The organism is Arthrobacter sp. TmtSoilC77, assembly GCF_059739415.1.
The window spans coordinates 1,728,358-1,753,769 of the sequence record NZ_AP046050.1 but is presented as its reverse complement, the minus strand read 5'-3'; the positions used below and the strand labels follow the sequence as shown (position 1 = coordinate 1,753,769).

Annotated in this window: 26 protein-coding genes; 9 read left to right on the top strand and 17 right to left on the bottom strand. The window is 63.0% G+C overall.

Features of this window, described 5'->3' with window-relative positions; translation table 11 throughout:
- Positions 1-4 precede the first annotated feature (4 nt).
- From AC6I99_RS08075 to truB, 3 genes are read right to left on the bottom strand one after another with little or no spacing between them, the layout of a single operon-like run.
- Entirely contained in the window at positions 5-460 is a 456-nt protein-coding gene (locus AC6I99_RS08075) for a hypothetical protein (protein WP_497945456.1), read from the bottom strand.
- A gap of 20 nt (positions 461-480) precedes the next feature.
- Positions 481-834: a hypothetical protein gene (locus AC6I99_RS08070; protein ID WP_224092294.1), complete on the bottom strand. Its 354-nt coding sequence runs from the start codon at positions 832-834 to the stop codon at positions 481-483.
- A 2-nt stretch (positions 835-836) separates the two neighbouring features.
- Positions 837-1,769, bottom strand: coding sequence for a tRNA pseudouridine(55) synthase TruB (truB, locus tag AC6I99_RS08065; RefSeq protein ID WP_224092291.1), 933 nt, complete (start codon positions 1,767-1,769; stop codon positions 837-839).
- A 34-nt stretch (positions 1,770-1,803) separates the two neighbouring features.
- Here truB and AC6I99_RS08060 point away from each other — a divergent pair, with 34 nt between their 5' ends.
- The gene (locus AC6I99_RS08060; RefSeq protein ID WP_497945457.1) at positions 1,804-3,000 is read left to right on the top strand and encodes a pyridoxal phosphate-dependent aminotransferase; all 1,197 of its coding nucleotides are present in this window, start codon (positions 1,804-1,806) and stop codon (positions 2,998-3,000) included.
- Here the strand turns inward: AC6I99_RS08060 and AC6I99_RS08055 are convergent.
- From AC6I99_RS08055 to AC6I99_RS08040, 4 genes are all read right to left on the bottom strand, one after another.
- Positions 2,994-3,476 carry a nucleoside deaminase gene (locus tag AC6I99_RS08055; RefSeq protein WP_497945458.1) on the bottom strand — a complete coding sequence of 161 codons (483 nt, stop codon included), beginning with the start codon at positions 3,474-3,476 and terminating at the stop codon, positions 2,994-2,996. The genes AC6I99_RS08060 and AC6I99_RS08055 overlap by 7 nt on opposite strands.
- Before the next feature lie 75 nt (positions 3,477-3,551).
- Entirely contained in the window at positions 3,552-4,055 is a 504-nt protein-coding gene (gene rbfA / locus AC6I99_RS08050) for a 30S ribosome-binding factor RbfA (protein WP_497945459.1), read from the bottom strand.
- A gap of 76 nt (positions 4,056-4,131) precedes the next feature.
- Complete coding sequence (gene infB, locus AC6I99_RS08045; RefSeq protein WP_497960732.1) at positions 4,132-6,981, bottom strand: translation initiation factor IF-2; 2,850 nt, start codon at positions 6,979-6,981, stop codon at positions 4,132-4,134.
- Between the two features lie 152 nt (positions 6,982-7,133).
- Complete coding sequence (locus AC6I99_RS08040) at positions 7,134-7,388, bottom strand: YlxR family protein (RefSeq protein WP_497947149.1); 255 nt, start codon at positions 7,386-7,388, stop codon at positions 7,134-7,136.
- Between AC6I99_RS08040 and AC6I99_RS08035 the strand changes: the two genes are divergently transcribed.
- Positions 7,308-7,511 carry a hypothetical protein gene (locus AC6I99_RS08035; protein WP_309928041.1) on the top strand — a complete coding sequence of 68 codons (204 nt, stop codon included), beginning with the start codon at positions 7,308-7,310 and terminating at the stop codon, positions 7,509-7,511. The genes AC6I99_RS08040 and AC6I99_RS08035 overlap by 81 nt on opposite strands.
- A gap of 157 nt (positions 7,512-7,668) precedes the next feature.
- On the opposite strand, the gene nusA is transcribed toward AC6I99_RS08035, so the two are convergent.
- Positions 7,669-8,649, bottom strand: a complete 981-nt coding sequence (nusA, locus tag AC6I99_RS08030; RefSeq protein WP_224092281.1) for a transcription termination factor NusA — start codon at positions 8,647-8,649, stop codon at positions 7,669-7,671.
- The gene (gene rimP / locus AC6I99_RS08025; RefSeq protein ID WP_224092279.1) at positions 8,649-9,260 is read right to left on the bottom strand and encodes a ribosome maturation factor RimP; all 612 of its coding nucleotides are present in this window, start codon (positions 9,258-9,260) and stop codon (positions 8,649-8,651) included. The genes nusA and rimP overlap by 1 nt, the downstream gene beginning before the upstream one ends.
- Before the next feature lie 115 nt (positions 9,261-9,375).
- Between rimP and AC6I99_RS08020 the strand changes: the two genes are divergently transcribed.
- The 3 genes from AC6I99_RS08020 (at position 9,376) to AC6I99_RS08010 (ending at position 12,308) form a co-directional block, all read left to right on the top strand.
- Complete coding sequence (locus tag AC6I99_RS08020; RefSeq protein WP_497945460.1) at positions 9,376-10,434, top strand: DUF4439 domain-containing protein; 1,059 nt, start codon at positions 9,376-9,378, stop codon at positions 10,432-10,434.
- A gap of 97 nt (positions 10,435-10,531) precedes the next feature.
- Positions 10,532-11,260 carry a VIT1/CCC1 transporter family protein gene (locus AC6I99_RS08015; protein ID WP_224166978.1) on the top strand — a complete coding sequence of 243 codons (729 nt, stop codon included), beginning with the start codon at positions 10,532-10,534 and terminating at the stop codon, positions 11,258-11,260.
- A 49-nt stretch (positions 11,261-11,309) separates the two neighbouring features.
- Positions 11,310-12,308, top strand: a complete 999-nt coding sequence (locus AC6I99_RS08010) for an aminoglycoside phosphotransferase family protein (RefSeq protein WP_497961942.1) — start codon at positions 11,310-11,312, stop codon at positions 12,306-12,308.
- Here AC6I99_RS08010 and AC6I99_RS08005 read toward each other — a convergent pair.
- Both AC6I99_RS08005 and AC6I99_RS08000 read right to left on the bottom strand, forming a co-directional pair.
- Positions 12,301-13,095: a sulfite exporter TauE/SafE family protein gene (locus tag AC6I99_RS08005; protein ID WP_224092272.1), complete on the bottom strand. Its 795-nt coding sequence runs from the start codon at positions 13,093-13,095 to the stop codon at positions 12,301-12,303. The two genes, AC6I99_RS08010 and AC6I99_RS08005, sit on opposite strands and share 8 nt — an antisense overlap.
- Complete coding sequence (locus AC6I99_RS08000; protein ID WP_497960730.1) at positions 13,092-14,903, bottom strand: proline--tRNA ligase; 1,812 nt, start codon at positions 14,901-14,903, stop codon at positions 13,092-13,094. The genes AC6I99_RS08005 and AC6I99_RS08000 overlap by 4 nt, the downstream gene beginning before the upstream one ends.
- Positions 14,904-15,404: 501 nt before the next feature.
- On the opposite strand from AC6I99_RS08000, the gene AC6I99_RS07995 reads away from it, so the two are divergent.
- Genes AC6I99_RS07995 through AC6I99_RS07985 form a run of 3 tightly spaced genes read left to right on the top strand, consistent with a single transcriptional unit; the run spans position 15,405 to position 17,526 of the window.
- Positions 15,405-16,166: an ABC transporter ATP-binding protein gene (locus AC6I99_RS07995; RefSeq protein ID WP_497960729.1), complete on the top strand. Its 762-nt coding sequence runs from the start codon at positions 15,405-15,407 to the stop codon at positions 16,164-16,166.
- 8 nt (positions 16,167-16,174) lie between these two features.
- The gene (locus AC6I99_RS07990; RefSeq protein ID WP_497960728.1) at positions 16,175-16,918 is read left to right on the top strand and encodes an ABC transporter permease; all 744 of its coding nucleotides are present in this window, start codon (positions 16,175-16,177) and stop codon (positions 16,916-16,918) included.
- The gene (locus tag AC6I99_RS07985; protein ID WP_309927880.1) at positions 16,915-17,526 is read left to right on the top strand and encodes a TetR/AcrR family transcriptional regulator; all 612 of its coding nucleotides are present in this window, start codon (positions 16,915-16,917) and stop codon (positions 17,524-17,526) included. The genes AC6I99_RS07990 and AC6I99_RS07985 overlap by 4 nt, the downstream gene beginning before the upstream one ends.
- A 56-nt stretch (positions 17,527-17,582) precedes the next feature.
- Here the strand turns inward: AC6I99_RS07985 and AC6I99_RS07980 are convergent, their stop codons facing one another.
- The 5 genes from AC6I99_RS07980 to dxr form a co-directional block, all read right to left on the bottom strand.
- The gene (locus AC6I99_RS07980) at positions 17,583-18,461 is read right to left on the bottom strand and encodes a GNAT family N-acetyltransferase (RefSeq protein ID WP_224093929.1); all 879 of its coding nucleotides are present in this window, start codon (positions 18,459-18,461) and stop codon (positions 17,583-17,585) included.
- Entirely contained in the window at positions 18,424-19,590 is a 1,167-nt protein-coding gene (gene ispG, locus AC6I99_RS07975) for a flavodoxin-dependent (E)-4-hydroxy-3-methylbut-2-enyl-diphosphate synthase (RefSeq protein WP_216925300.1), read from the bottom strand. Before ispG ends, AC6I99_RS07980 begins: the two co-directional genes overlap by 38 nt.
- A 49-nt stretch (positions 19,591-19,639) precedes the next feature.
- A complete protein-coding gene (locus tag AC6I99_RS07970) occupies positions 19,640-19,933 on the bottom strand; it encodes a YciI family protein (protein WP_224166974.1) in 294 nt (97 codons plus the stop codon).
- A 73-nt stretch (positions 19,934-20,006) separates the two neighbouring features.
- On the bottom strand, positions 20,007-21,338 hold the full coding sequence (locus AC6I99_RS07965) for a M50 family metallopeptidase (RefSeq protein ID WP_224166973.1): 1,332 nt from the start codon (positions 21,336-21,338) through the stop codon (positions 20,007-20,009).
- Positions 21,339-21,383: 45 nt separating this feature from the next.
- Positions 21,384-22,568 (bottom strand): 1-deoxy-D-xylulose-5-phosphate reductoisomerase, encoded by a 1,185-nt coding sequence (gene dxr / locus AC6I99_RS07960; RefSeq protein ID WP_497960726.1) that lies wholly within the window; start codon positions 22,566-22,568, stop codon positions 21,384-21,386.
- 92 nt (positions 22,569-22,660) lie between these two features.
- Here dxr and AC6I99_RS07955 point away from each other — a divergent pair, with 92 nt between their 5' ends.
- The gene (locus tag AC6I99_RS07955) at positions 22,661-24,148 is read left to right on the top strand and encodes a lipase maturation factor family protein (RefSeq protein ID WP_497960724.1); all 1,488 of its coding nucleotides are present in this window, start codon (positions 22,661-22,663) and stop codon (positions 24,146-24,148) included.
- Here the strand turns inward: AC6I99_RS07955 and AC6I99_RS07950 are convergent.
- The gene (locus AC6I99_RS07950; protein WP_497960723.1) at positions 24,120-25,235 is read right to left on the bottom strand and encodes a LacI family DNA-binding transcriptional regulator; all 1,116 of its coding nucleotides are present in this window, start codon (positions 25,233-25,235) and stop codon (positions 24,120-24,122) included. The two genes, AC6I99_RS07955 and AC6I99_RS07950, sit on opposite strands and share 29 nt — an antisense overlap.
- Positions 25,236-25,412: the final 177 nt, after the last annotated feature.

Here is a 25,412-nt window from a genome sequence, read left to right as displayed (position 1 = left end):
AAGGTTACCCGCTGTGGCTATTCGCTTTGGACGGCCGCCTCTTGTTCAACCACAGGAGTCCGAGGACGGGCAGCACGAGCGGGACAAAACCATAACCGCGTCCAAACAGCGACCACACAGTGTCATGCGGGAAAGCCACAGGATCGAAGAGGCTTATGGCTCCAACCACCAGCACGCCGAGCAGTTCCACAAGTACCGCGGCCAACGACACTTTGAACCAGGTGCGGCCCGGTTTTGCCAGCGAGATGGTGGCTACGACATAGACGACGGCGGCGAACGCAGAGAGGATATGCGCCAGCGGAGCTTCGGCAAACTTGGTGGCAATCTGATATCCGGCCCGGGCAGTGGCTGAGAGTGCGAAGACGGTATAGACCGCGATCAGCAAGCGCCCAGGGCCGGTGTTCCGTGTGTCTTTTTGGGGTGTCCGGCCGGGGTTTGCCTCAGTCTCGGTTCCAGTCATGTTTCGTTTTTCCTTCAAGGTCAGTACCAGATCTGATTCATGCGGGCAGCCATGACGAGCGCTGTGACGCCCACCGCCGCCAGGACGAAGTTGCTCCAGCGGGTCCGCTCAAGGATGGCCCAGTACACGGCCCCCAACGGGATCATCAACGCTGTGATCAGGTATCCCCAGAACTCCCAGGCTTCACCGGCCATCCGTTCACCCACGGCAACCCGGACAATCGAACCAACCAGGTAGACCAGCAGGGCCAGCTCTACGGCCAGCACGGAGAAGATGGTGACGTCGTTTGGGGCCTTCTTCATCAAACCTGCCACGACGCACGCGATCGTGGATACCAAACCAACAATAAGGATGGAGTAGAAATAGCCGTCCATGCCTACTTTTCCTCGCCGACCGTGGCGGTTCCGGTTCCGGGGGCAAAGACCAGTACAGGCTTCGCGAAGCTCCCGGTATCGGCCAGCAGGGCTACCAGCTCTCCCGACGGCGCGAACGCTGCGGCAGGCTTTTCGGCCGTGGCGGCGTCCGGCGTTCCTGCTCCTGGCCCCGCGGCGATGCGCCGGCCGAAGGAGATCTCGGTAGTTTCTTCTTCGGTGAGCTCCCGGTTGGGCATCAGCGAGCGTGCTGCCAGGGACATCTCCAGAACCTCGAGCTCTTCTGCGAGCTCCTCCAGCGTCCGGGCCTGGTCAAGGGAGTACGGGCCAACCTGCGTCCTGCGCAGGGCCGTGAGGTGTCCACCGACGCCCAAGGCGTTGCCGAGGTCGCGGGCCAGGGCCCGGATGTACGTACCGGAGGAACATTCGACCGTGACGTCGACGTCGACCACCCTTCCGCCGTCGATCCTGTTGATGGCGTGGATGTCGAAGCGGTGGATGGTTACCGGCCGGGCCGCAAGCTTGACCTCTTCGCCGGAGCGGACACGGGCGTAGGAGCGTTCGCCGTTGACCTTGATGGCGCTGACGCTGCTGGGAACCTGCTGGATGGGCCCGGTGAGGGCGGCAACGCCGGCGGCAACGGCGTCGTCGGTAATGTCCACTGCGCTGCGCGCCTCCGTGACTTCGCCTTCTGCGTCATCGGTGATGGTGGTCTCGCCGAGCCTGATGGTAGCTGTGTACGTCTTGGACGTTCCCACAATGTAGGTCAGGAGCCGTGTGGCCTTGTTGATCCCAAGGACCAGCACTCCGGTGGCCATGGGATCGAGCGTGCCCGCATGCCCCACTTTCCGGGTGCCGGCCAGCCGCCGCATCCGGCCAACCACATCATGGCTGGTCCATCCCTGCGGTTTGTCAACGATTACCAGTCCAGAAAGCACGCTTACCAGTATATGGGTGGCTAGGATAGCTCCCATGCCTGAGCTTGCCGCGCACGTCCGCGACGTCCCCGTGAACCAGATCCGTGAAATCACCGAGGCCGCCTGGAGGACCCCGGGAGCGATCGTGCTGAGCATCGGCGAACCAGGCTTTGCTCTCCCACGGCACGTCCTCGACGCCGGAATAGCATGCCTTGAGCGGGACGAAACCAACTACACCCCAAACGCAGGTATCCCCGCGCTGCGCGAAGCCTTCGCCAAGAGGTTCCGTGAGCATCATCACGTGGAAATCGGTGCCGAGCGGGTCTACGTGGTGGACGGAGCGCAGCAGGGCCTGCACTTCGCCATGAGCCTGCTCCTCTCCCCCGGCGACGAAATCCTGATTCCCAACCCCGGCTATCCCACGTTTGCCATGACCAGCCGGCTCCTGAACGCAGTGCCCGTCCGGTATCCCCTGTACCCACATAACGGGTTCCAGCCGGACATTGCGGACATTGAAGCCCTCATCACGCCGCAGACCCGCGTTCTCGTGCTGAACTCGCCGTCCAATCCCTTGGGGGCCGTCATCAGCGAGGATGCCGTCCGCCAACTTGTGGAACTGGCCGTCCGGCACGATCTCTGGATCCTCTCGGACGAGTGCTATGAAGCCTTCACCTTTGACGTCCCGCATGTCAGCCCGGCCCGGTTCGATAGCGACATCCCCGGCGAGTCGCGCGTCTTCACGTCCCTGACGCTGTCCAAGACGTACGGGCTCACCGGCCTACGGATCGGAGCCTTGATCTGCCCGCCGGGCTTGGAAAAGAAAATGAACAATGTCATGGAAGCGATCGTTTCCTGCGTTGCCTCGCCATCGCAGTATGCCGCCTTGGCTGCGTTGACCGGCCCCCAGGACTACGTGACGGATGCGCGAAACCACTATAGGAGCAACCGTGATGCCGCCTCCGTCGTCCTGGAAGGCAAGGGCATTCCGTTCCTTGGCGCGCAGGGAGCCTTCTACCTGTGGGCTGATGTCTCCCACGTCAGTGGCGGCGATGTCCGGGCCTGGGTCCACGCGTTCCTGGCCGATTCGGGAGTTGCGTTCGCGCCCGGCACTGCATTTGGGTCCATCGGCGAAGGCTGGATCCGGATTGCGCTGTGCGGCGATCAGCAGGAACTGCTCGACGGCGTGCATCGGCTTCCTGCCCGGGCCCACGTACTCCCGCCGCAACCGGCGCAGCGATGGGAGCGTCAGTAGTCGGTGCGTTCCGCGTTGTTGCGCCAAGCCTCGAAAGGCGTCTCGGAAGCGGCAACCGGCGCGTGTTCTACAGGAAGCAGCTCAGGCCTCCCGCCGGCAAAGTACTCATAGAACACCGCATCATCGAAGCCGGCCCGGGCGGCTCCGTGCCTGTCCGCGGCGAAGTACACCCGGCCGATCCTGGCCCAGAGCGTGGCCGAGAGGCACAACGGGCATGGCTCGCAGCTGGCATAGAGCACTGAGCCGTTGAGATCGAAGTTGCCGATGTCGGCTGCGGCCCGGCGAATGGCCACCACTTCCGCATGCGCGGTGGGATCGTTGTCCCGTGTGACCCGGTTGACCCCCTCATGGATTCGCCCATCCGGGGTGACGACGACAGCGCCAAACGGCCCCCCGCCGTCGGAGACGTTCTGCACCGCGAGCCGAATCGCATGGTTCAGGAATTCATCACGTTGCTGAGAACTGTGCGCCGACATGCTCCGATCTTAGCGAGCATGGACGGCAGAAAGGCCGGTTCCTCATGAGGAACCGGCCTTTCGACAAGAAAACTTCTAGCGGTTGGCGTCTTCGTCGAGTTCGTCATCGTCCGCGAGGTCGATGTCTTCTTCGTCGAAGTCGTCTTCGTCGATTTCTTCGGGGCCCTCGCCCTTGTAGGGGTCAGCCTCGCCTGCGTGCTTGGCGCCGGCAGCCAAAGCGGCTACCTCGGCGTCGCGACGCTTTGCTTCACGGAGCAGCTCCTCAAGGTTGGATGCGTTGACCGGAATCTGGTCAGCAACGAACTCAAGGGTGGGAGTAAGCCGTACGGTGATATTGCGGCCGACTTCCTGTCGGAGCACACCCTTGGCCTTCTCCAATGCCCTGGCGGCATCTGCGTGGGCTATGTCGTCACCAAAGACGGTGTAGTAGATGGTGGCGTGCTGAAGGTCGTTGGTGACGCGGGCGTCGGTGATCGTGATGGACTCGACGCGCGGGTCCTTGACCCTGCGGCCGAGGGCCTCGGCGACGACGACCTTTATCCGCTGCGCCAACTTGGCAGCGCGTGCCGGATCGGCCATGACTTCCTCCTGGAAAGTAGAAACGGTACGGAACGGGTCCGCCGGGGCTACCCGACGGACCCGCTCCAAGCGGAACCTAGACGCGCGGCTTTTCGCGCATCTCGAAGGTCTCGATGATGTCGCCTTCGGAGATGTCGTTGAACGAGCCAAGACCGATACCACACTCGAAGTCAGTACGGACTTCGGTTGCGTCATCCTTGAAGCGCTTGAGCGTCTCAACGGTGAGGTTGTCACCGATGACCTTGCCGTCGCGGCTAACGCGTGCCTTGGTGTTACGGCGGATGATGCCCGTGCGGACGATCGAACCGGCGATGTTTCCGAACTTGGAGGAACGGAAGACTTCGCGGACTTCCGCAGTACCGAGCTGGACTTCTTCGTACTCCGGCTTGAGCATGCCCTTGAGGGCCATCTCGATGTCATCGATTGCTGCGTAGATGACGGAGTAGAAGCGCATGTCCACGCCTTCACGGTCAGCCAGTTCAGCGACGCGCTCAGCCGGCTTGACGTTGAAGCCGATGATGATGGCGTTGTCCACCGTTGCCAGGTTGACGTCGTTCTGCGTGATGGCACCCACACCGCGGTGGATGACACGGAGCTGAACGTCGTCGTCTCCGACATCGATCTTGAGCAAGGCATCTTCGAGGGCTTCCACGGCACCGGAGACGTCACCCTTGAGGATGAGGTTGAGGGTGTCGATCTTGCCTTCTGCAACGGCTTGGTCGAAGTCTTCCAGGCTGATGCGCTTGCGACGCTTGGCCAGTGCGGCGTTGCGGTCGGCAGCTTCACGCTTCTCGGCGATCTGGCGGGCCGTACGCTCGTCCGGCGTCACCAGGAAGGTGTCACCTGCACGCGGTACGTTGGACAGGCCGAGGACCTGGACCGGACGCGACGGCAGTGCGACATCGAGGGCCTCGCCGTTCTCGTCGAACATTGCACGGACGCGGCCGTGGGCCGTACCGGCCACGATCGTGTCACCCACGGCCAAGGTACCGGACTGCACCAGGACGGTGGCGACGGAACCGCGGCCCTTGTCCAGGTTCGCTTCGATGGCAATGCCTCGAGCGTCCTTGTCCGGGTTGGCGCGCAGATCCAGTGCGGCATCGGCCGTCAGCAGGACGGCGTCGATCAGTTCGTCGATGTTGAGGTTCTGGCGGGCAGAAACCTCAACGAACATGGTGTCGCCACCGTATTCCTCGGGAACCAGGCCGTACTCGGTGAGCTGACCCTTGACCTTGTCAGGGTTGGCGCCTTCCTTGTCGATCTTGTTCACTGCGACGACGATCGGCACGTTGGCTGCCTGGGCGTGGTTGAGTGCTTCAACCGTCTGCGGCATAACGCCGTCGTCGGCTGCAACAACCAGGATCGCGATATCGGTGACCTTGGCACCACGTGCACGCATGGCCGTGAAGGCCTCGTGACCGGGGGTGTCAATGAACGTGATGTCGCGGGCCGTGCCCTCGTGGATGTGGCTGATCTGGTAAGCACCGATGTGCTGGGTGATTCCACCGTGCTCGCCGGCCACAACATTGGAGTTGCGGATGGCATCAAGCAGGCGGGTCTTACCGTGGTCAACGTGACCCATGACGGTGACAACCGGCGGACGTGCCTCAAGGACATCGTCACCTTCGGCGTCAAGCTCGTCCTGGATGTTGATGTCGAACTGGTCCAGCAGCTCGCGCTCTTCGTCTTCCGGCGAAACAACCTGAAGCTTGTAGCCAAGTTCGGCGCCGAGCAATCCAAAGGTGTCTTCGTCGAGGGACTGCGTAGCCGTTGCCATCTCACCGAGGTGGAAGAGAACGGTCACGAGCGACGCGGGGTTCGCATCGATCTTCTCTGCAAAGTCCGTGATGGAGGAACCACGGCGCAAACGGATGATGGTCTCGCCATCGCCGCGGGGTACGGATACGCCGCCCAGCGACGGAGCACTCATCTGCTCCAGTTCCTGGCGCTTTGCACGCTTCGACTTGCGCTGCTTGCCACGACCGGCGCCGCCCTTGCCGAAGGCACCCTGGGTACCACCGCGACCGCGGCCACCCTTGCCGAAGCCACCGCCGGCGGGAGCGCCGCCACCGGTACCTGCACCTGGTGCGCCACCGGGACGACCCGGTCCGCCACCCGGACGGCCTGCGCCACCGGGACGACCTGCGCCACCGGGAGCCGGACGCTCAGTGCGGTTGGGCATCATGCCCGGAGTAGGCCGGTTTCCACCGGGGCCACCAGCCGGACGCGGAGCACCACCGGGACGGGGTGCACCGGGGCGCGGAGCACCCGGACGGGGACCACCCGCACCTGCTGCGGGACGGGGACCACCGGGGCGTTCGCCATCATTGCGGCCACCTGCACGGGGCATGCCCTGTGAGGTTGCAAACGGGTTGTTTCCCGGACGCGGCGGACGTTCGCCGTCGCCACCACGGCCGCGGGGCATGCCCTGGGACGTGGCGAAGGGGTTGTTGCCCGGACGGGGACCGCCGGGACGCGGGGCCTGGCCGCCTTGGCGGGACGGAGCCGGAGTCTCTGCCTTGGGAGCAGGACGGGCACCGGGCTTTGCCGAAAACGGCGTGGATGCAACGGGAGCCGACGGCGCTGCCGGAGCAGGCGCCGCGGGAGCTGGTGCTGCGGGGGCAGGTGCCGCCGCGGCCGGTGCTGCCGGAGCCGGAGCCTTGGGTGCAGCGGGGCCCGGAGCCGGCGCTGCCGGACGGGATGCTGCGGGAGCAGCCGGAGCCTTGGGGGCGGCTGCAGGTGCGGGGGCAGCTGCCTTTGCAGCGCCTGCACCGGGGTAGGCGTCGCGAAGCTTCTTCACGACGGGGGCCTCAATGGTGGAAGAGGCGGAGCGAACGAATTCGCCCAATTCCTGCAGTTTTGTTACTGCATCTTTGGAAGTAATACCGAGCTCTTTGGCGAGCTCATGTACGCGGACCTTGGCCACATTTCTCCTGTCTCGGTCCGCACCGAGCCAGGCACGAACCGTCTACTTCTTACTGCGGGCCCCTGCCGCTAGCGCGACTGAAAGGCCCATTGCAGAGCGCAACAAAGTTGTCATCGTTACGCACTCATCGCTGGGAACTCATCGGGTTTCCATCAGTTTTCTGACCCGCTTTCAGGTTTGGACGGTTTTCCTGTGGCGGCCGGAGCCTCCACAAGTGGCGCGCCTGACATGAAGTAGCTTTCGACGGCGGTTGTTTCAGCAGCGCCCGCGAGGGCCCTTCCGAAAGCACGCCGCTTGATTGCCAATGCCAAGCACTTTTCGCTGGGATGCAGCCACGCACCCCTGCCGGCCATCCGGCGTCGAACATCGACAAGGACAGTGGACGAACCACTACCTTGGGCGACCAGCCGGACAAGCTCGGACCGGGAGCCTTGCTTCCGGCATCCGATGCACGTACGAACAGGGCCATGGCCGCGTTCAAGCAGTTCAGCCACGACGTGTCCTTACCTGCCTCTGCAAACTTGCGCTGACGACCGACACTGCACATGCAGATAAGGCACGTCAAAGCGCGCGGATACCGGACGTAAGCCCGGTTCCATCTATTCTAGCCCCCCGGCCCCGGACAGCCGAAACCGGCCGCACTGTAAGCGCGGCGCGGTTCCGTCGGCCAAGCCGCCGGAACGATCGCTATTCGGTCTTGGCCGGGGCGGCGTCGGACACGATATCGATCCGCCATCCGGTCAGCTTCGCAGCGAGGCGTGCGTTCTGGCCTTCCTTGCCAATCGCCAAGGAGAGCTGGTAGTCCGGCACAACTACCCGGGCCGAGCGCGTTGCCTCGTCCGTAATAGTGACCGAATTCACCCGGGACGGTGACAAGGAGTTGGCGATGAAGGTCGCAGGATCCTCACTGAAGTCCACGATGTCGATCTTTTCGTCGTTGAGCTCAGTCATGACTGCACGGACCCGGGAGCCCATTTCGCCGATGCAGGCGCCCTTGGCGTTGACACCCGGGGTGTTCGCCTTGACGGCAATCTTGGTGCGGTGGCCGGCTTCCCTGGCGAGTGCCACGATCTCGACGGAACGATCCGCGATTTCCGGAACTTCCATTTCGAACAACTTGCGGACCAGGCCCGGGTGCGAACGCGACAACGTAATGGACGGGCCCTTCGCCCCACGGTGGACATCCACCACGAAGGCACGAAGCCTGCTGCCGTGAATGTACTTTTCGCCAGGAACCTGCTCCGGCGGCGGCAACAGGGCCTCCACCGATCCGAGGTTTACCTGGATCATGTGCGGGTTGTTGCCCTGCTGGATCATGCCGGCGACCAGTTCGCCTTCGCGACCCTTGAATTCGCCCAATACGTTATCGTCCTCGACGTCACGAAGACGCTGCAGGATGATCTGGCGTGCCGTGCTTGCGGCGATGCGGCCAAAACCGGCCGGGGTGTCCTCGAACTCCCCGATCGCCTCGCCGTCGTCGTCGATTTCCGTTGCCCAGATGGTCACGTGGCCGCTCTTGCGGTCCAGCTCGGCGCGGGCCTTCTCGAAGGCACCGGGCGTCTTGTGATAGGCCACCAGGAGCGCTTGCTCGATGGTGGGAATCAGGAGGTCCAGCGGGATTTCACGCTCACGCTCCAGGAGTCTCAGTGCGCTCATGTCAATATCCATTAGGCCTCCTCGGAAGGTCCATTGTGTTCGTCTGCCAGCCCGGCCTCGTGGAGGTGGCTGAATTCAATCTCGACTTTTCCGTGGCGGATCCTGTCGAAAGGAATAGTGATGGGGTCGCCCTGTTTGGGCTTCATGCCCTTCTTGACCTCGTGCTCCGGAATGAGGGTCACGCCGGCGTCATCTACTGACGCAATCCGGCCAAGGACGTTCTCACCCTGGATGACGTTGACCCTGACCATGCGGCCGCGCGCCCTGTGCCAGTGGCGCGGTTCCGTCAGAGGACGGCCTACTCCAGGCGAAGAAACTTCGAGGTCGTAGGGACGGCCGTCGTCGTGGGGATCGTTGTCCAGAATATCGGACAACCCACGCGAGACATCTGCGATGGCGTCAAGGCTGACGCCCCCGGTCTCCTCCTGCGGAAGATCCACGACGACGTGGACCGTGCGGTGTGAACCGGCGACGTGGATGGAAACATCCTCGAGGTAGAGCCTGTTGGCAAGGACTGCCGGTTCGAGCAGTGCCTTTAGCCTGCGCTCTTCCGGGTTGTGGATGGTGGCCGTTGAATTCGACTCAGTACGGTCTGTTGAAGTCGTGGCTTCCGAGTCACTCACGTTGCCCGCCGCCTCCCGATAGATGTTGTTGTGACTACTAGCCTAACGATTTTCGGCAGCACATGGTGCACGGCTTTTCCCTTGTCCGCCCGTCCACGTGACACCATGGTGTGTTGTGGACGAGCAGACAAGTGAAAAACGACGATCACCAGCGTGGGGCCGGCTCCTTCTCATTTCCGTGGTTGCGCTGCTCGTTGCGGGCACGGGAATCGTCCTTCTACCGCGGGATTCCGGGACTCCTCCTACAGTTTCGTTCTCCGTATCTGCCCTCGCCGACGCTTTCGCCGATACCAGGAAGCTGCAGGAATCTGCTGCTGGACTGATGGCAGCTGCAGGATCCGGTTCCCAAACGGCCGCCCTGGACGATGCTGTGACATTGCTGACAACACAGTCCCGGGCCCTCCTTCCGCCTTCTCCCGCAGCTTCAACGACAAGCGACAAAAAAGACACGGCCACGGAAGCTACGCCTGCCTCGGTCGTGGCCGGCCTGATCGCCAGCGGCCGGCAACGGCTGGACGACGCACGCGAGGCCGACGGCGGGACCGCCCGGTTGCTGGCCGCCGTCGGATCCGCCCAACTTCTCCAGGGCGAAAAACTGGCTGCTGCGTGGCAGGTGCCGGTGCCGTTGCCGACGTCGAGCGGTAACCCGTCTGCCACAACACCTGCCGTAACAACACCGGCTCCGCACCAGTGCCCTTCAGTCAGCCCCACCCCGGATGCAACCGCTGCCACTACCGATGCCGCTCTTGCGGCGACTGTCCGTTCCGAACAGGAAGCCATTTACGTCTACCAGGTGGCGCTGAAGCGATTGGACGCTGGCGCAACTGCCCAAGCCGCCAAGTACCTTGCAGTACACGAGCGGCTCCTTCAACAAGCAGAAGCCCTGACCCGCCGTAATTGTGGCGACGTCCCCACCCGCGAGGCCGGATACAGGCTGCCTGCACAGTTCGCTGAAGACCCGGCTGCCGGCTTGGGGGCCTTGGAGTCGGACTCCCTGCAGGGATTTGGCGACCTCATCGCGCTTTCAACAGGAGAGACCCGGGACTGGGCTGCCAGCAGCCTGCTGGCCGCCGTCCGCAGGAGCCTGGATTGGGGTGCCACGCTTGCGGCGTTGCCGGGTTTGGAGGTCGATGACGATGACTTGCCTCCGCTGCCGACGCCCACCCCCCAATGAGTAAATCCCACACCCCCAGTAGTGAGTAAAGCGGCGCATGGGATAGGCGAGCCTAGCCATGCTGGTCAAGGCGGCCCGCCGGTGCTTGGCTTGAAGCATGGCTTCCGCAGAAACTGCCACCACACATGAGAACGAACCGCATCGTGATGACCTTGCCCATCGGCTGAACTGGCTGCGCGCCGGCGTTTTGGGTGCGAACGACGGCATTGTCTCCGTCGCAGCAATCGTCGTCGGCGTGGCCGGTGCCACGACCAACACCGGCAGCATCCTTGCTGCGGGAACGGCGGGCTTGGTGGGTGGAGCCATTTCCATGGCGTTGGGCGAATATGTATCCGTCAGCAGCCAGAGCGACACGCAAAAGTCGCTCATTGAGAAGGAACGCAGGGAGCTCGCCGAGCAGCCGGAGGAAGAACTCGAAGAGCTCACCTCGATCTACCAGGCGAAGGGGCTCAGCGCGCGTACCGCCCGGACAGTGGCCGAAGAACTGACGAAGCATGATGCCCTTGCCGCCCATCTGTCCGCGGAGCTCAATATCCACGAGGACGACATCGTCAGTCCGTGGAACGCCGCCCTTGCATCGGCAGTGGCGTTTACCCTTGGCGCCGTGCTCCCCATGCTGGCCATCCTGCTCCCTCCCCCGGCGATGCGCGTTCCGCTGACGTTCGTTGCCGTCCTGCTGGCTCTCGCGATCACGGGAGCCGTGGGGGCTTGGATTGGTGGGGCGCCCAGGTTCCGCGCCGCAGCCCGGGTGGTGTTGGGCGGAGCGTTGGCGCTTGCAGCCACGTTCTCGATCGGAAGCCTCTTGGGCGCCAGCGGCGTTTTCTGAGGGTACTGCCGCCGGGCAGAGCTAGGCTGATGGCGTGACCCTTCACGCCATGATTCCGATTCCGGGCGACCTGCACGCCCGATACAACCGCGATTCCGCGGGGCGGGACTGGCTGGCGAGCCTTCCGGGGCTTATCCGTGAGGCTTTGGACCGTTGGCAGTTGTCCGTGGACCTCGCACCCGGTGAAGAGCCGTGGAACGGACATGGAGCCTTGGTTGTGCCCGTTCTCCAGCACAGCAGGCAGGCTGCGCTGAAGATCGCCTATCCGCATGAGGAAGCCCTTGTAGAGCGCCATGCCCTGGCCCTGTGGGGTGGCCACGGAGCTGTCCGGCTCCTGGCTGCCGACGCCGCCAGTTGCTCCATGCTGCTGGAACGCCTTGACGCGTCCCGTTGGCTGCAGGATGCCCCCATGGATGAAGCCCGGCAGGTCTGGGGTGACATCATGCGCGGGCTTTCCATTGCGCCGGATGATCGTCCCGAGTGGCGGGGCTTCGATCACATCGCCGCCACGGCCGAGCGCTGGAGCGACGAAATGCCTTTGGAGTGGGAGCAGCAGGACCGCCCCTTCCCGCGATGGTTACTGGAGGCCGCGTTGGAAGTGTGCCAGACCCGCGGTGCTGTTGGCCGACGATCCGGCAGGGACGTCCTGGTGCATACCGATCTCCACTTCATGAACATCCTCGCCACCTTGGACGCGGACCGTCGAGGCTACCTGGCCATCGACCCCCAGCCGCAGATCGGTGAAGCCGAATTTGCGGTGGCACCTGTTCTGTGGAACCGGATCAAGGATTTGCCGGATCGCGATCCGGGGGCTGCCCTGCGGGAGCGATGCCGGGACTTCAGCCTCGCCGCCGGCCTTGATCCGGAGGTCGCGCGACAATGGAGCATCGCCCGCGAAGTGAACAATGCCCTGTGGTCCGCGGGAAAGCGGGGTCATGAAGGCGATGTGGCCCGTTCCCTATGGGTGGCGAGCACACTGGCGGGCAGGACGCTCGAAGGACTTCCAGCAGCAAGGGATTTGCCCGAGCCCGGGGACGCAGTCAGCTGACGTTGTCGTTCCAGACGTCCACGCCGAGCTTGATGATCAGTGCCGCGACGACGATCAGGAACACGATCCGCACAAAGCTGCTCCCCCTGGCTACAGCTGTGCGGGCGCCAAGGTATCCGCCCGCCATGTTTGCCAGGCCCAGCACCAGGCCCACTCCCCACAACAAGGAGCCGTGGGGGAGGAAGAAAATGAGGGCACCGGCGTTGGTGGCCATGTTGACGATCTTGGCCTTCGCGCTGGCTTCAAGGAACGCGTAGCCCATGGCCGAGACCAAGGCGATCACCAGGAAGGATCCTGTACCGGGCCCGATCAGGCCATCGTAAAAACCGATCACGGCACCGATCAGGCAGGCCACCACGTAGTGCTTGTGCCCGTCGTGCCGCAGAGCAGTCAGCTCGCCCGCGCTGGGGCGCAGTGCCGTGAAAATCGCGACGGCGATCAGCGCCAGGACAATGATGGGCTTGAAGACGCTGGCCGGCAACGATGCAGCGAGGATGGCACCGCCAAAGCTCCCCGCCAGCGCAATCACCGCCATGGGTATTGCCGTCTTGAGGTCCGGTCCCACCCGCCGGTAATAGGTGGTGGCACTGGCGGTGGTGCCGAAGATGGAACCCATCTTGTTCGTTGCCAGAGCCTGGACGGGCGTGATGCCGGGCACCAGCAGCAGTGCGGGGAGCTGGATCAGCCCCCCGCCACCTACTACCGCGTCAACCCAGCCGGCTGCGAATCCAGCCACCACAATCAGGATGATGGTGGTGAGCTGGATAGTCTCGAAGCCGGAAATCACCGGTTACGGACAGCGTTGACCACGTAATCCACGGCCTTTTCCACCGAGATGTTCTCGGCTTCACCGCTGCGGCGGTCCTTGATCTCCACAACGCCGTCCACGAGCCCACGTCCGACGGCCAGGATGGTGGGCACTCCGACGAGCTCGGCATCGCCAAACTTGACGCCGGGAGAAACCTTGGGCCGGTCATCAAAGATGACGTCGAGGCCTGCAGCCTCTAGTTCCGCCGATAGCTTCTCTGCGGCTTCGAAAATTTCGTCACCGCGGCCCACAACCACAACGTGTACGTCGGCAGGGGCCACCGTGCGTGGCCACACGAGGCCGCGGTCGTCATGGTTGGCCTCCGCAAGGGCTGCGACAGCACGGGTGACACCAACACCGTAGGAGCCCATGGTGACAACAACCTGCTTGCCGTTCTGGTCAAGTACCTTCAGGTCCAGCGCCTCGGCGTACTTGCGTCCGAGCTGGAAGATGTGGCCCATTTCGATGCCGCGGGCAGTTTCAAGCGGCCCGGAGCCGTCAGGCGCCGGATCCCCTGCCCGGACGTCTGTGCATTCGATGACGCCGTCCCACGTGAAGTCGCGGCCCGCTACCAGTCCGAAGACGTGCTTGCCATCAATATTGGCGCCCGTCACCCAGGTTGTGCCGGAGACGACGCGGGGATCCACGAGGTACAGCAGCTTGGAAGACCCTTCCAGGCCCAGAACTGCTTCATCCAGGGACAAACCAGGCCCGATGTAGCCCTTGACCAGCCACGGCAGCTTCTTGAGGTCTTCCTCGTTGGCTGCCTCCAGGCCGATCTCGCCCGCGATGGGAAGGAACGAACCAATGTTGGCTTCCACCCGCTTGAGATCCACGGCGCGGTCACCTGGAACGCCGAGGACGACGATCTGGCGTTCACCGGTGGGCAGCGTCACGGCGAGGACGACGTTCTTCAACGTGTCAGCGGCAGTCCAGGCGCCGCCGTCGGCCTCGCTGCGGGGTGCCAGCTGGTTGGCTGCGTCAACCAGGGTCTCGATGGTGGGGGTGTTCGGTGTGTCCAGAACCTGGGCAGCCGGCGCGTCCGTGAAGTCAATATCCTCAGGGACAACCGTGGTGACTGCTTCGACGTTGGCGTAATAGCCCCCTGCCGAGCGAACAAAGGTGTCCTCGCCGATCTCCGTGGGGAAGAGGAATTCTTCGCTCTTGGAGCCGCCCATGGCCCCTGCCGTGGCAGCAACCGGAATGACTTCCAGACCCAGGCGGTCGAAAATCTTCAGGTAGGCAGCACGGTGGGCGGCGTAGCTTGCGTCCAGGCCGGCGTCGTCAACGTCGAACGAGTAGGAGTCCTTCATGATGAACTCGCGGCCACGGAGGAGGCCTGCACGGGGTCGCGCTTCATCGCGGTACTTGTTCTGGATCTGGTACAGGCTCAACGGCAGGTCCTTGTACGAGGAGTACAGGTCCTTGACCAGGAGGGTGAACATTTCCTCGTGCGTCGGAGCCAGGAGGTAATCGGCACCCTTGCGGTCCTGAAGCCTGAACAGGCCCTCTCCGTACTCCGTCCAGCGGTTGGTGGCCTCGTAGGGCTCGCGCGGGAGCAGTGCCGGGAAGTGGACTTCCTGCGCGCCAATGGCGGACATTTCCTGCCGGATGATTTCCTCCACCTTGCGCAGGACACTGAGTCCCAGCGGCAGCCACGTGTAGATGCCCGGCGCGGCACGGCGGATGTAACCGGCCCGGACCAGGAGCTTGTGGCTGGCGACCTCGGCGTCGACGGGATCTTCACGCAGGGTGCGCAGGAACAACTGTGAAAGGCGAAGGACCACGGGTACGTATCCGTTTCTATGGCAGATGTGGCAAAAACAACTGTCTACTAATCTACCGGCTGCCAGCGCGCCGCTCCGCACAGTGCCGCTTCGCACAGAACGGCCAGCACAGAGAAGAGCCACGCCGTCGCGTCTGGAAGCCCCTGGCCAAAGATCGGCTGGTCATCCTGCGATGGCGTGGCTCAGCGGCCGGCCGGCCGCAGACTCTGTCCGGGGACTAGTCCCCCGTTCCCTCCAGCGGAACGGGATCGCCTGCGACTGGGAAGCATTGGTGACTGCCGAGCTCACGGATGGTGCGGCTGCCGGAAGCAGCCTTCAAGGTCTTTGCCATAATTCCCCCTGTAACCACCCGTGCCCCATCGACACGGCTTGGGAAAAACCTATGTGATAGCGGACACGTTTTCAAGGATTTTGATGGCAAAGGCCTATTGACCGCACCGTTTACCAGACTTAGCGTTAATTCATCACTTGGTGAATTACTCGGTGGCGCCGGAGGCAGCCATGTCACAAGCAGCAATAGAAGTCACGGACCTGCACATCTCCCGGGGCCGAACAAGAATTTTGCGGGGCCTGGACTTCGCCGTGGACAGCGGGCGCATCACGGGACTGCTCGGCCCGTCAGGTAGCGGCAAGACAACACTCATGCGCGGCATTGTGGGGGTCCAGCGAATCACGCGCGGATCCATCAGCGTCCTCGGCCGCCCGGCGGGCAGCGCACCGTTAAGGCACGACGTCGGGTATGTCACCCAAGGCGCCAGCGTCTACGCGGACCTCAGCGTCGAAGCCAACGTCAAGTACTTCGGTGCCATGCACAAGGCAACGGCGACGGACGTAGCGGAGTCGATCGCCGCCGTCGGGCTCGAATCGTTTGCAAAGCAGAAAGCCGGGAACCTCTCGGGCGGTGAGTTCAGCCGCGTGTCCCTCGCATGCGCGCTGGTGGCACACCCCAAGCTGCTGGTCCTGGACGAACCGACAGTGGGCCTGGACCCGGTACTGCGTGCGGAGTTGTGGGAGCGGTTCGTTGACATGGCAGCTGGCGGAACAACGCTTTTGGTTTCCAGCCATGTTATGGAGGAAGCGTCGCATTGTTCCTCGTTGCTGCTCCTGAGGGACGGCCTGCTGCTGGCGCAGCTCACACCCGCCGAGCTTGCCAGGCGGGGACGCAGCAATGACCTTGAGCGCGCGTTCCTGAACATGATCAAAGACGCCGAACATGGTCCGGACAGCGGTCAGCCAGCAAAGAAGAGCCAGGTGGCATCATGAATCTTCGGATGACCTTTGCCACCACAGCCCGGGTCCTTGGTCAACTGCGGCACGATCACCGCAGCGTGGCGCTCATTATGGTGGTCCCGGCGCTGCTGCTCACCGCCGTCTACTATCTTTTCGAGAACGAAACACTGCCCACGGGCTTTCCACGCACTTTCGACCGCGTGGGCCTAATGATGCTGGCGATCTTCCCGTTCGTCGTCATGTTTCTGGTCACGTCCATCACCATGCTGCGGGAACGAACCTCCGGGACCTTGGAGCGGCTCCTCACCACACCCATCCATAAAGCAGACCTCTTGTTCGGCTACGCCATTGCGTTCTCCATCATGGCCGCGTTGCAGTCCCTGGTGGCGACGGCAGTTGCATATTGGATCTTCAATCTCGACATCAAGGGAAGTCCCGGGTTCGTCGTGATGATCGCGGTGATCAACGCTGTCCTTGGAGTGGCCTTGGGGCTGCTGTGTTCAGCCTTTGCACGCACCGAGTTCCAGGCTGTCCAGTTCATGCCCGTAGTGGTGGTGCCGCAGATCCTTCTCTGCGGACTGTTCGTTGCCCGGGAGCAGATGAACGACGTCCTCGAGGCCATTTCCGGTGTCCTTCCCCTGACGTTTTCTGTTGATGCCCTTCAGGAGATCGCAGGAAACATCGATGCGACTGACGCCCTGTGGCAGGACACCCTGGTGATGGGCGGAATCGTGGTAGGAGTCCTTGTCCTTGCCTCGTTGACGCTGAGGCGGCAGACCTCATGAGCCTGGAACCCCTGCGCCGCGGCCGTCGAAGCGGAAGCGACCATTCGCGCGAAGCCATTCTGGTGGCGGCCCGGAAGTTGTTCGCAGAGCAAGGGTTCGACGGCACGAGTCTTCGCCAGGTGGCGCGGGAAGCCTCAGTGGATCCGGCCATGGTCCATCACTTCTTCAAAGGCAAAGACGAATTGTTCGCCTCCAGCGTGGAGTTGCCTGCCGATCCTGAACAGGTCCTGGCAGGCGTTGAAACCCTGGAACCGGAGGCGAGGGCAGAAGCACTTGTCCGTGCGGTTGTCCGGTTGTGGGAGGGCCCGGCGCAACCCGGCTTGGTGGCATTCGTTCGGGGCACCATCGGATCGAAGGCCAAAACGGCACTGCTGCGGGAGACCGTGAGCCGGACCATCCTGTCCCGGGTCATGGTGGGTGTGCAAGGCCCTGCTGAGGAAGTCCGCCTGCGTGGCAATCTGGTGGCCACACAGGTGGTGGGACTGATGCTGCTCCGCTACGTGATCCGGCTCGAACCCCTGTCGAGTGCAGACCAGGAGGAAGTAGTGAGCCTGGTGGCACCGACCATCCAGCGGTATCTCACCGGAAACCTGAACCCGCCCAAGTAAGTAGCAGCTGATGCCGTTTAGAGCCGGCAAAACGGCATCAGCTGCTACTTGGATTGCTAAAACAAGACCGTCGCGAATGTACCGACTTGCTCGAAGCCGACTCTTTCGTAGGTGGCGCGCGCTTTGGCGTTGTAGTCGTTGACGTACAGGCTCGTTATTGGCGCAAAGGTACGTGAGAGATTTACGACGGCGGCCATGTAGCCGGCGCTCTGGTGGTGTCCACGCATGTCCGGATTCATCCATACGCCCTGGACCTGCGTGACGTCCTGGGTAACTGCCCCCAACTCTGCCTTGAAGACAACTGTCCCGGCAGCGTCGATGTGGACCAGGGAATGCCCTTGGCGGATGAGCCCCGCAACGCGCCTGCTGTAGAAGTCCTGGCCTCCCAGGAAGGGCGAATAGCCAACTTCTTCTTCGAACATGGCGGCGCAGGCAGGCAGAATGCGTTCGAAGTCCGCCATCGTGCCGAAGGTCAGCAACGGATTGGCTTCGATGGCCGGGCCACCGGAAATGGTCAAGAGGGGCTGCCTGGAACGGACTTCGTGCGCGAAGTGGCCCAACTGCTCAAAGCGGGAGTAAAGCGCCAGCACTGTTTCCGCCGGCCCGAAGATGGAGGCATACCGCCTGCCGGACTGGTGGGCCGCCGTAGCCACATATCCGGTCAGCCCGGGGTCGAGTTGCACGGGGACCAGATTGGCCCCGGCCCAACAGGCTCCAAGGAGGGTGTCGTCGTCGAACACGCCAAAGACGCTGGCGCCGCCGCTGGTGGGCGCTGCCGTTCCCACGCTGTCCAGATGCGCCAGGATGAAGACGTTGGCAACGGGATCTTCGCTCGCAAGCGCGCGAAGGGCCAAGGTGTCGGCACTGCCGAGCACCCTGACCCCCAGGCCTGTCTCGTTACGAGACGCTAACCACGGGGCTACCCTTGACAGCATCTTCGCCATCGGCCTCCCCCATCTCTTCAGCGATACGCATGGCCTCTTCGATCAGTGTCTCAACAATTTCGCTTTCAGGCACTGTCTTGATGACTTCGCCCTTCACGAAAATCTGGCCTTTACCGTTTCCGGAGGCCACACCGAGGTCCGCTTCGCGGGCTTCGCCGGGGCCGTTGACTACACAACCCATGACAGCAACGCGGAGAGGGATTTCCATCCCCTCAAGGCCGGCGGTTACTTGCTCAGCCAGCGTGTACACGTCCACCTGGGCGCGGCCACAGGACGGGCAGGACACAATCTCAAGCTTGCGTGGACGCAGGTTCAATGACTGCAGGATCTGGTTGCCAACTTTGATTTCCTCCACGGGCGGCGCCGAGAGGGAAACGCGGATCGTGTCGCCGATCCCGCGGGACAGCAGTGCCCCGAAAGCAGTTGCGGACTTGATGGTTCCCTGGAAGGCCGGACCCGCTTCGGTTACGCCAAGGTGCAGGGGCCAGTCGCCCTTTTCGGCGAGCATCTCGTAGGCGGCCACCATGATCACGGGGTCGTTGTGCTTCACGGAGATCTTGAAGTCGTGGAAACCGTGCTCCTCGAAGAGCGAGGCTTCCCAGACCGCAGACTCCACCAGCGCTTCAGGGGTGGCCTTGCCGTACTTCTTCATGATGCCCGGTTCCAGGGAGCCGGCGTTGACGCCAATGCGGATGGACGTCCCATGGTCTTTCGCAGCCGCGGCGATTTCCTTGACCTGGTCATCGAACTTCCGGATATTGCCGGGGTTCACACGGACCGCTGCGCATCCCGCTTCAATGGCCGCGAAAACATACTTCGGCTGGAAGTGGATATCGGCAATCACGGGGATCTGGGATTTGCGGGCAATGATCGGCAACGCCTCGGCGTCGTCGGCTGACGGACAGGCAACACGGACGATGTCGCAGCCGGAGGCCGTCAGTTCAGCGATCTGTTGAAGCGTGGCGTTGATATCCGTGGTGGGCGTCGTAGTCATGGACTGCACGCTGATGGGTGAATCAGAACCAACACCAACGGACCCAACCTTGATCTGCCGCGTCTTGCGGCGAGGGGCAAGGACGGGGGGTGGGGCTGCTGGCATTCCCAGGCTGACCGAGGTCACGTGGACTCCTTGGGTTTGGGGTGGATCGTTGTGGTGGAGGACGCGGGAGCTAGGATGCGTGGGCAGCCAGGACGCCGATAATGGGGTCCCATTCCGTGGTGCGGATGCCGGCTATGACTCCGGCTTCGGCGAACGGATCCTGCTTCAGGAGGTCGTTGAGTTCGGCTTCATCAGCCGACTTGAAGATGAGCAGGGCGCCGGCGCCGTCACCGTAGGGGCCGCTGGCAAGCAGGGTGCCGTCTTCCGCGAGGTCGCCGAGCCAGGCACGGTGCGCCGGGCGGGCTTCGTCGCGGAGGGCGCCGGATTCGGCGACGTATACATACTCAACAGCGAAAACAGTCATGGAGCTAGCCTATCCCGCCGCGTCCGATGATCCGCCATCCATTCCAGCCCACTGAGTGGGCCCTGCGGGAATCTCAGCCAAAGATATTCACTGGCTTGACGATGTCCGCGTAAATCAGCAGGGCTCCCATGGCCATCAGCAGCGCGGCCACCACATACGTGGCGGGAAGGAGCTTTGCGATATCGAACGCACCCGGATCCGGCTTTCCCCTCAGCCTGGCCACCTGGCGCCGGGCCCCCTCATACAGGGCACCCGCCACGTGGCCGCCGTCGAGAGGCAGCAGGGGTACAAGGTTGAAGATGGCCAGCGCGAAGTTCAGGCCCGCAAGCAGCCCTACCAACGTTCCAATGCGCGCCTGGAGGGGGACCTCTTCCATCGCAGCGACCTCGCCGGCCACACGGCCGACGCCAACCACACTGATGGGGCCGTTGGGATCCCTGGGTTCCTCGCTGAAGGCGGCCTTCGCCACACCAACCACACGGGCGGGCAGGTTAAGGATCACTCCCGATATCTGCTTGATGTTCTCCCCCGCCATGGGAAGAACCGACGACGCCGGCTGGGGAACCAAGGCGCTCTGCGGGCCGATTCCCAGGAAGCCCACCTCCTGGTACTTCAGCGTGCCGTTGGCGTCCTGCTCCTGGCGTCCATCGGCACCCACAACCGGCCGCGAGGACAAAACTGGAGTAACTGTAGTGGAAACTTCCGAGCCGTTGCGCTCGACGGTGACGGGTACTGCTTTGCCGGCGGAGGCCCGGATCCAGCCGGTGAGTTCATCCCAGCTGGTGACAGCCTTGCCGTCGAAAGTCTTGACGACGTCGTTCGGCTGCAGCCCGGCAGCCGCAGCCGGTGTTGGCTTGCAGTCCGCCGAGTCCGGGTCCACCGTTTTCCCCGCAGCCACCTGGCACTTTGAGACGTCCGCGATGGTTGTGGTGGGCGTGGCAACGCCAAAACCCATGAGCAGGATGGCGAGGAGAACCAAACCGATCAGCATGTTCATGGCCGGACCGCCGAGCATGACGATGATCTTCTTCCAGACCGGAAGCTTGTAAAAGACCCTGCCTTCGTCCCCGGGGCCAACTTCTTCGTGGGCGACGGAACGGGCTTCGCTGGCAAGCGTCTGGAACATGCCCGTGCTGGAGGGACGTACCCCGCCATCTTCTTTGTTGGGCGGGTACATACCGATCATGGCCACATAGCCGCCCAAAGGAAGGGCCTTGAATCCGTACTCCGTTTCGCCCTTCTTCCTGGACCACAACGTGGGCCCGAAACCAATCATGTACTTGGTCACGCGCACCTTAAAGAGCTTCGCGGGGACCAGGTGGCCAACCTCGTGCAGAGCGATGGACACTGCGACGCCAATGGCGACGAAGACGACTCCAAGGATGAAAAGAAGGACGGGACTCATGCCGACGGGACTGCTTCCATAGGGGTTTCTTTAACGGTATCTCTGCTATACGGAGGTGTTGGCTAAACGATCATGGGTGCGCGTGCGTGCCCAGCTCTCAGCATCCAGCACGGACTCCACCGTAAGCTCCGAAGAACCTGAATGTTCGCTGAGGACGGACTCCACTGTGTCTACGATGTCCGTGAAGCGGATGCGGCCGGCGTGGAAAGCCTCCACGGCTTCCTCGTTGGCCGCGTTGAAGACGGCAGGATAGGTGCTGCCCTGCTTCGCGGCCTCCTTTGCGAGCTCCACGGCCGGAAACGCAACTGAGTCCAGTGGTTCGAACGTCCAACTTGTGGCTTGGGTCCAGTCGCATGGCTGTGCAGCCCGTGGAACCCTCCCGGGCCAGCCCAGGCCCAAGGCGATGGGAAGCCGCATGTCAGGCGGCGACGCCTGGGCGATGATGGACCCATCCACGAACTGGACCATGGAGTGGACCACCGACTGTGGATGGACCACGACGTCGATCCTGTCCAGGGGTACGTCGAAGAGCAGATGTGCCTCGATCACTTCAAGGCCCTTGTTGACCAGGCTCGCAGAGTTGGTGGTGACCATGAGGCCCATATCCCATGTTGGATGCGCGAGGGCCTCAGCGGGTGTGACATCGTGCAGCTGCTCGCGGCTGCGGCCACGGAAGGGTCCGCCGGACGCCGTGAGAATCAACTTCTCGACCTCCTGCTCAGTACCCGAACGCAGGCACTGGGCGATGGCCGAATGTTCGGAATCGACAGGCACAATCTGGCCGGGTCCGGCAGCTGCTTTTACCAGGGCACCACCGACAATCAGCGACTCTTTATTGGCGAGCGCCAAGGTGGCACCGGATGCCAGCGCGGCCAGGGTTGGCGCCAGGCCTATGGAACCGGTGATGCCGTTGAGAACGACGTCGCATTCCACTTCTGCGATGCGGGTGGACGCATCGGGTCCAACGAAAATTTCCGGTGCAAAGTTGCGCAGGCCGCTTCGGGCCGCGGCGGCGTCAATCAGGTTCTGCAGTGCTTCCGGATCGCCCTGGGCAATGCCTATTGCCTGCGCCCGCGTGTGCACAGCTTGATGGGCAAGCAATTCCAGGTTCCCGCCTCCGGCGCTCAGTGCCAGAACTTCGAAAAGGTGCGGGGCGCCGTCGACGACGTCAATCGCCTGTGTGCCGATGGAACCGGTGGACCCGAGGATGACGATCTTGCGCGGCTGCATTGCTTAAGTATCCCAGCACGTGCAGAAGGCTGTGAACGGAGCATCGGGCTAAGTGGAAAACCCTGCTTGACCACTTCTTTCCCGCGCGTAACGTGGAATTTGTGGAGTGGCTGGCCTGGTTTGACGCGCAGGACTGGTTTGACGCGCAGGACTACGAATTTGCGCGCCAGGTATTGCAACGCGGAACTGCCGCCCTTTACCTGGTTGCGTTCCTCTCCACCATGAACCAGTTTCCTGCACTCCTTGGCGAGCACGGCCTGCTTCCGGTCCCGTCGTTCCTTGACATGGCGCGCCGTCTGGCCCGGCCCACTCTCTTCTCGTGGCGGTACTCGGATGCCCTGCTGCGTGCTGTCTGTTGGGTGGGAATTGCCGTGTCGGCCTTGCTGGTGTTGGGCCTGCCGCAGCTGGGACCACCGTGGCTGCCGATGCTGGCGTTCCTCAGCCTCTGGTTCCTGTACATGTCGATCGTGAATGTGGGCCAGACGTTCTATGGCTTTGGTTGGGAGATCCTGCTGCTGGAAGCCGGTTTCACCGTAGCTTTCCTTGGCTCGGACCAGGTTCCACCGCCCACCACCATCCTGGTCTTGATTGTTTGGCTGGTATTCCGGCTTGAGTTCGGCGCGGGAATGATCAAAATCAGGGGCGGCCGCGAGTGGCGCGACCTCACCGCGATGCTCTACCACCACGAGACGCAGCCGATGCCCGGGCCGCTGAGCCGGCAGTTCCATCTCCTCCCCCGCCCCCTGCACAAAGTGGAAGTGGTGGGGAACCACTTCGCGCAGTTGGTTGTTCCGTTCTTCCTGTTCGCGCCGCAACCGCTGGCTAGTATCGCGGCAGGAATCATCGTCGTGACGCAGCTTTGGTTGGTGGGCAGCGGCAATTTTGCCTGGCTGAACTGGATGGCAATAATCCTCGCCTTCGCTGCAGTGAGTGATCCGGTGGCGCATGGGGTTCTTCCCGTCATCCCGCTCGAGTGGCATGCAGGTGCCGAAACCCCGGCGTGGTGGTTCGTCGTCGTACTTGCCGTGACGGTCCTGTTGCTGGTCCTCAGCTACCGGCCGCTTCTGAACCTGTTCTCGCGCCAGCAACTCATGAATGCGAGCTTCAACCGCTGGCGCCTCGTGAACGCCTATGGTGCGTTCGGTACGGTGACGAAGCAGCGGATCGAGATCGTCGTCGAAGGCACCATGGCTGAAGAGCCCGATGCAGCTGACGAGCAGTGGCTGGAGTACGGCTTCAAAGGCAAACCCGGGGACGTGCGCCGCATCCCGCGGCAGTGGGCGCCATACCACCTCAGGCTTGATTGGCTCATGTGGTTCCTGCCCCTGCGGACCGTCCACGAAGGGTGGTTCTACGCCTTCCTGGAGAAGCTGTTGGAGGCAGACAAGCCCACGCTTGGGCTGCTTCGCTATGACCCGTTCGACGGCGAACGCCCGCGTTGGGTGCGTGCACGCAGCTATCTTTACCGTTTCGCCAGCCGTGCGGAGTTCCGTGAGACGGGTGGGCGTTGGGTGCGGGTGTTCCTGTATGACGCCATTCCGCCGGTCTCACTTACGCCTCGACGGCGGCGGCTCCTTTAGTGTTGTCTGGCCTGGCCTCGGATGCGGGCTTGGCCTGGGCGGGTTTGGTTTGGGACGTGGGCGGTGGTGCTGTGGATTCACGGACCACCAGATGCGTTGCCAGCTCCACGCGGCGGGAGTCGATGTCCTCGCCACGGACCTGGCGCAGGATGAACCGCAGGGCAGAGCGGCCCATCTCCTGCAATGGCTGTGACACGGACGTCAGGGGTGGAACGGATTCTTCCGCCTGGTGTGTGCCGTCGAAACCGACGAGGCTCATGTCCTCCGGGATCCGGATGTTCTGCCTTCGCGCTTCTGCCAGGACACCCAGCGCGATGCTGTCACTTCCAGCGAATACTGCCGTGGGGGGATCCTCAAGTGCAAGCAGGGCCTTCATGCCCCGCACACCGTTCTCGGGCCGGAACGGGCCGGAGGAGACATAGTCGTCGTCCACGGCAATGCCCTCTGCCATGAGTGCCGCCATATAGCCGTGTAGCCGCGCCTGGCTGCATTCTGCCGTGGCAGGTCCGCCGATATAGGCGATTTTGCGGTGTCCCAACCCGAGCAGGTGGGTAGCCGCGGCCTTGCCTCCGGCCCAATTGCTTGCGCCAACGCTGAAGACGTCTGCCGGCGGCGGGTTGAGGGGGTCCACCACCACGATGGGGATCCGGCGGCGCTGGAACGCTTCCAACTGTGCGGAGCCAAAGGCGGAAGTGACCACGATCATTCCGCTGCGGCCTTCGTCGATAATGCGTTGGGCCCGCTCCTCGGGTCCCAAGGGTGACGCTGTTTGCCTGCTGGTCACCGAGAGGATGACCTCCATGTCCGAGACCGCCGCATGCTCCATCACCCCGTTGAGGACTTCCACGGAGTAGGCCGAGTTCAGGGAGTCGAAAACCACTTCAACCGACTGCCGGAGCGGAAGGCTTTTGCGTTGGAGGGGCGATTTGTATCCGGTTCGTTGCAAGGCCTCAAGCACGCGCGCCCGGGTTTCCTCGGCCACGTCCTCCCTGCCGTTCACCACCTTGGAAACCGTAGGCGCTGAAACCCCCACCTCTTTGGCCACGGCAGCCAATGTGAGTTTGAGCGGACGTTGCTCGCGTTTCATAATCCCCCTGCTTTCGAAATATTTCGGCTTGGTTCGAGTATGCGGGATGCCCGCGGAAAGCTCAAGACCGCCGCAACAGCAGGCGACACCTCGCAGAAGTAAGCCTTGACGTGTGATCGAATGCACTTTAGTTTAGACCGTGACCTAAACATCATTCGTGAAATATTTCGGTATTTT

Bases quoted from the DNA above. Each gene is read 5' to 3' on its own strand.
- AC6I99_RS08075 (WP_497945456.1), bottom strand. From the start codon at position 460: ATGACTGGAACCGAGACTGAGGCAAACCCCGGCCGGACACCCCAAAAA.
- AC6I99_RS08070 (WP_224092294.1), bottom strand. From the start codon at position 834: ATGGACGGCTATTTCTACTCCATCCTTATTGTTGGTTTGGTATCCACG.
- AC6I99_RS08060 (WP_497945457.1), top strand. From the start codon at position 1,804: ATGCCTGAGCTTGCCGCGCACGTCCGCGACGTCCCCGTGAACCAGATC.
- AC6I99_RS08055 (WP_497945458.1), bottom strand. From the start codon at position 3,476: ATGTCGGCGCACAGTTCTCAGCAACGTGATGAATTCCTGAACCATGCG.
- rbfA (WP_497945459.1), bottom strand. From the start codon at position 4,055: ATGGCCGATCCGGCACGCGCTGCCAAGTTGGCGCAGCGGATAAAGGTC.
- AC6I99_RS08035 (WP_309928041.1), top strand. From the start codon at position 7,308: ATGCAGCCACGCACCCCTGCCGGCCATCCGGCGTCGAACATCGACAAG.
- nusA (WP_224092281.1), bottom strand. From the start codon at position 8,649: ATGGATATTGACATGAGCGCACTGAGACTCCTGGAGCGTGAGCGTGAA.
- AC6I99_RS08015 (WP_224166978.1), top strand. From the start codon at position 10,532: ATGGCTTCCGCAGAAACTGCCACCACACATGAGAACGAACCGCATCGT.
- AC6I99_RS08010 (WP_497961942.1), top strand. From the start codon at position 11,310: ATGATTCCGATTCCGGGCGACCTGCACGCCCGATACAACCGCGATTCC.
- AC6I99_RS07995 (WP_497960729.1), top strand. From the start codon at position 15,405: ATGTCACAAGCAGCAATAGAAGTCACGGACCTGCACATCTCCCGGGGC.
- AC6I99_RS07990 (WP_497960728.1), top strand. From the start codon at position 16,175: ATGACCTTTGCCACCACAGCCCGGGTCCTTGGTCAACTGCGGCACGAT.
- AC6I99_RS07985 (WP_309927880.1), top strand. From the start codon at position 16,915: ATGAGCCTGGAACCCCTGCGCCGCGGCCGTCGAAGCGGAAGCGACCAT.
- AC6I99_RS07980 (WP_224093929.1), bottom strand. From the start codon at position 18,461: ATGCTGTCAAGGGTAGCCCCGTGGTTAGCGTCTCGTAACGAGACAGGC.
- AC6I99_RS07970 (WP_224166974.1), bottom strand. From the start codon at position 19,933: ATGACTGTTTTCGCTGTTGAGTATGTATACGTCGCCGAATCCGGCGCC.
- AC6I99_RS07965 (WP_224166973.1), bottom strand. From the start codon at position 21,338: ATGAGTCCCGTCCTTCTTTTCATCCTTGGAGTCGTCTTCGTCGCCATT.
- dxr (WP_497960726.1), bottom strand. From the start codon at position 22,568: ATGCAGCCGCGCAAGATCGTCATCCTCGGGTCCACCGGTTCCATCGGC.
- AC6I99_RS07950 (WP_497960723.1), bottom strand. From the start codon at position 25,235: ATGAAACGCGAGCAACGTCCGCTCAAACTCACATTGGCTGCCGTGGCC.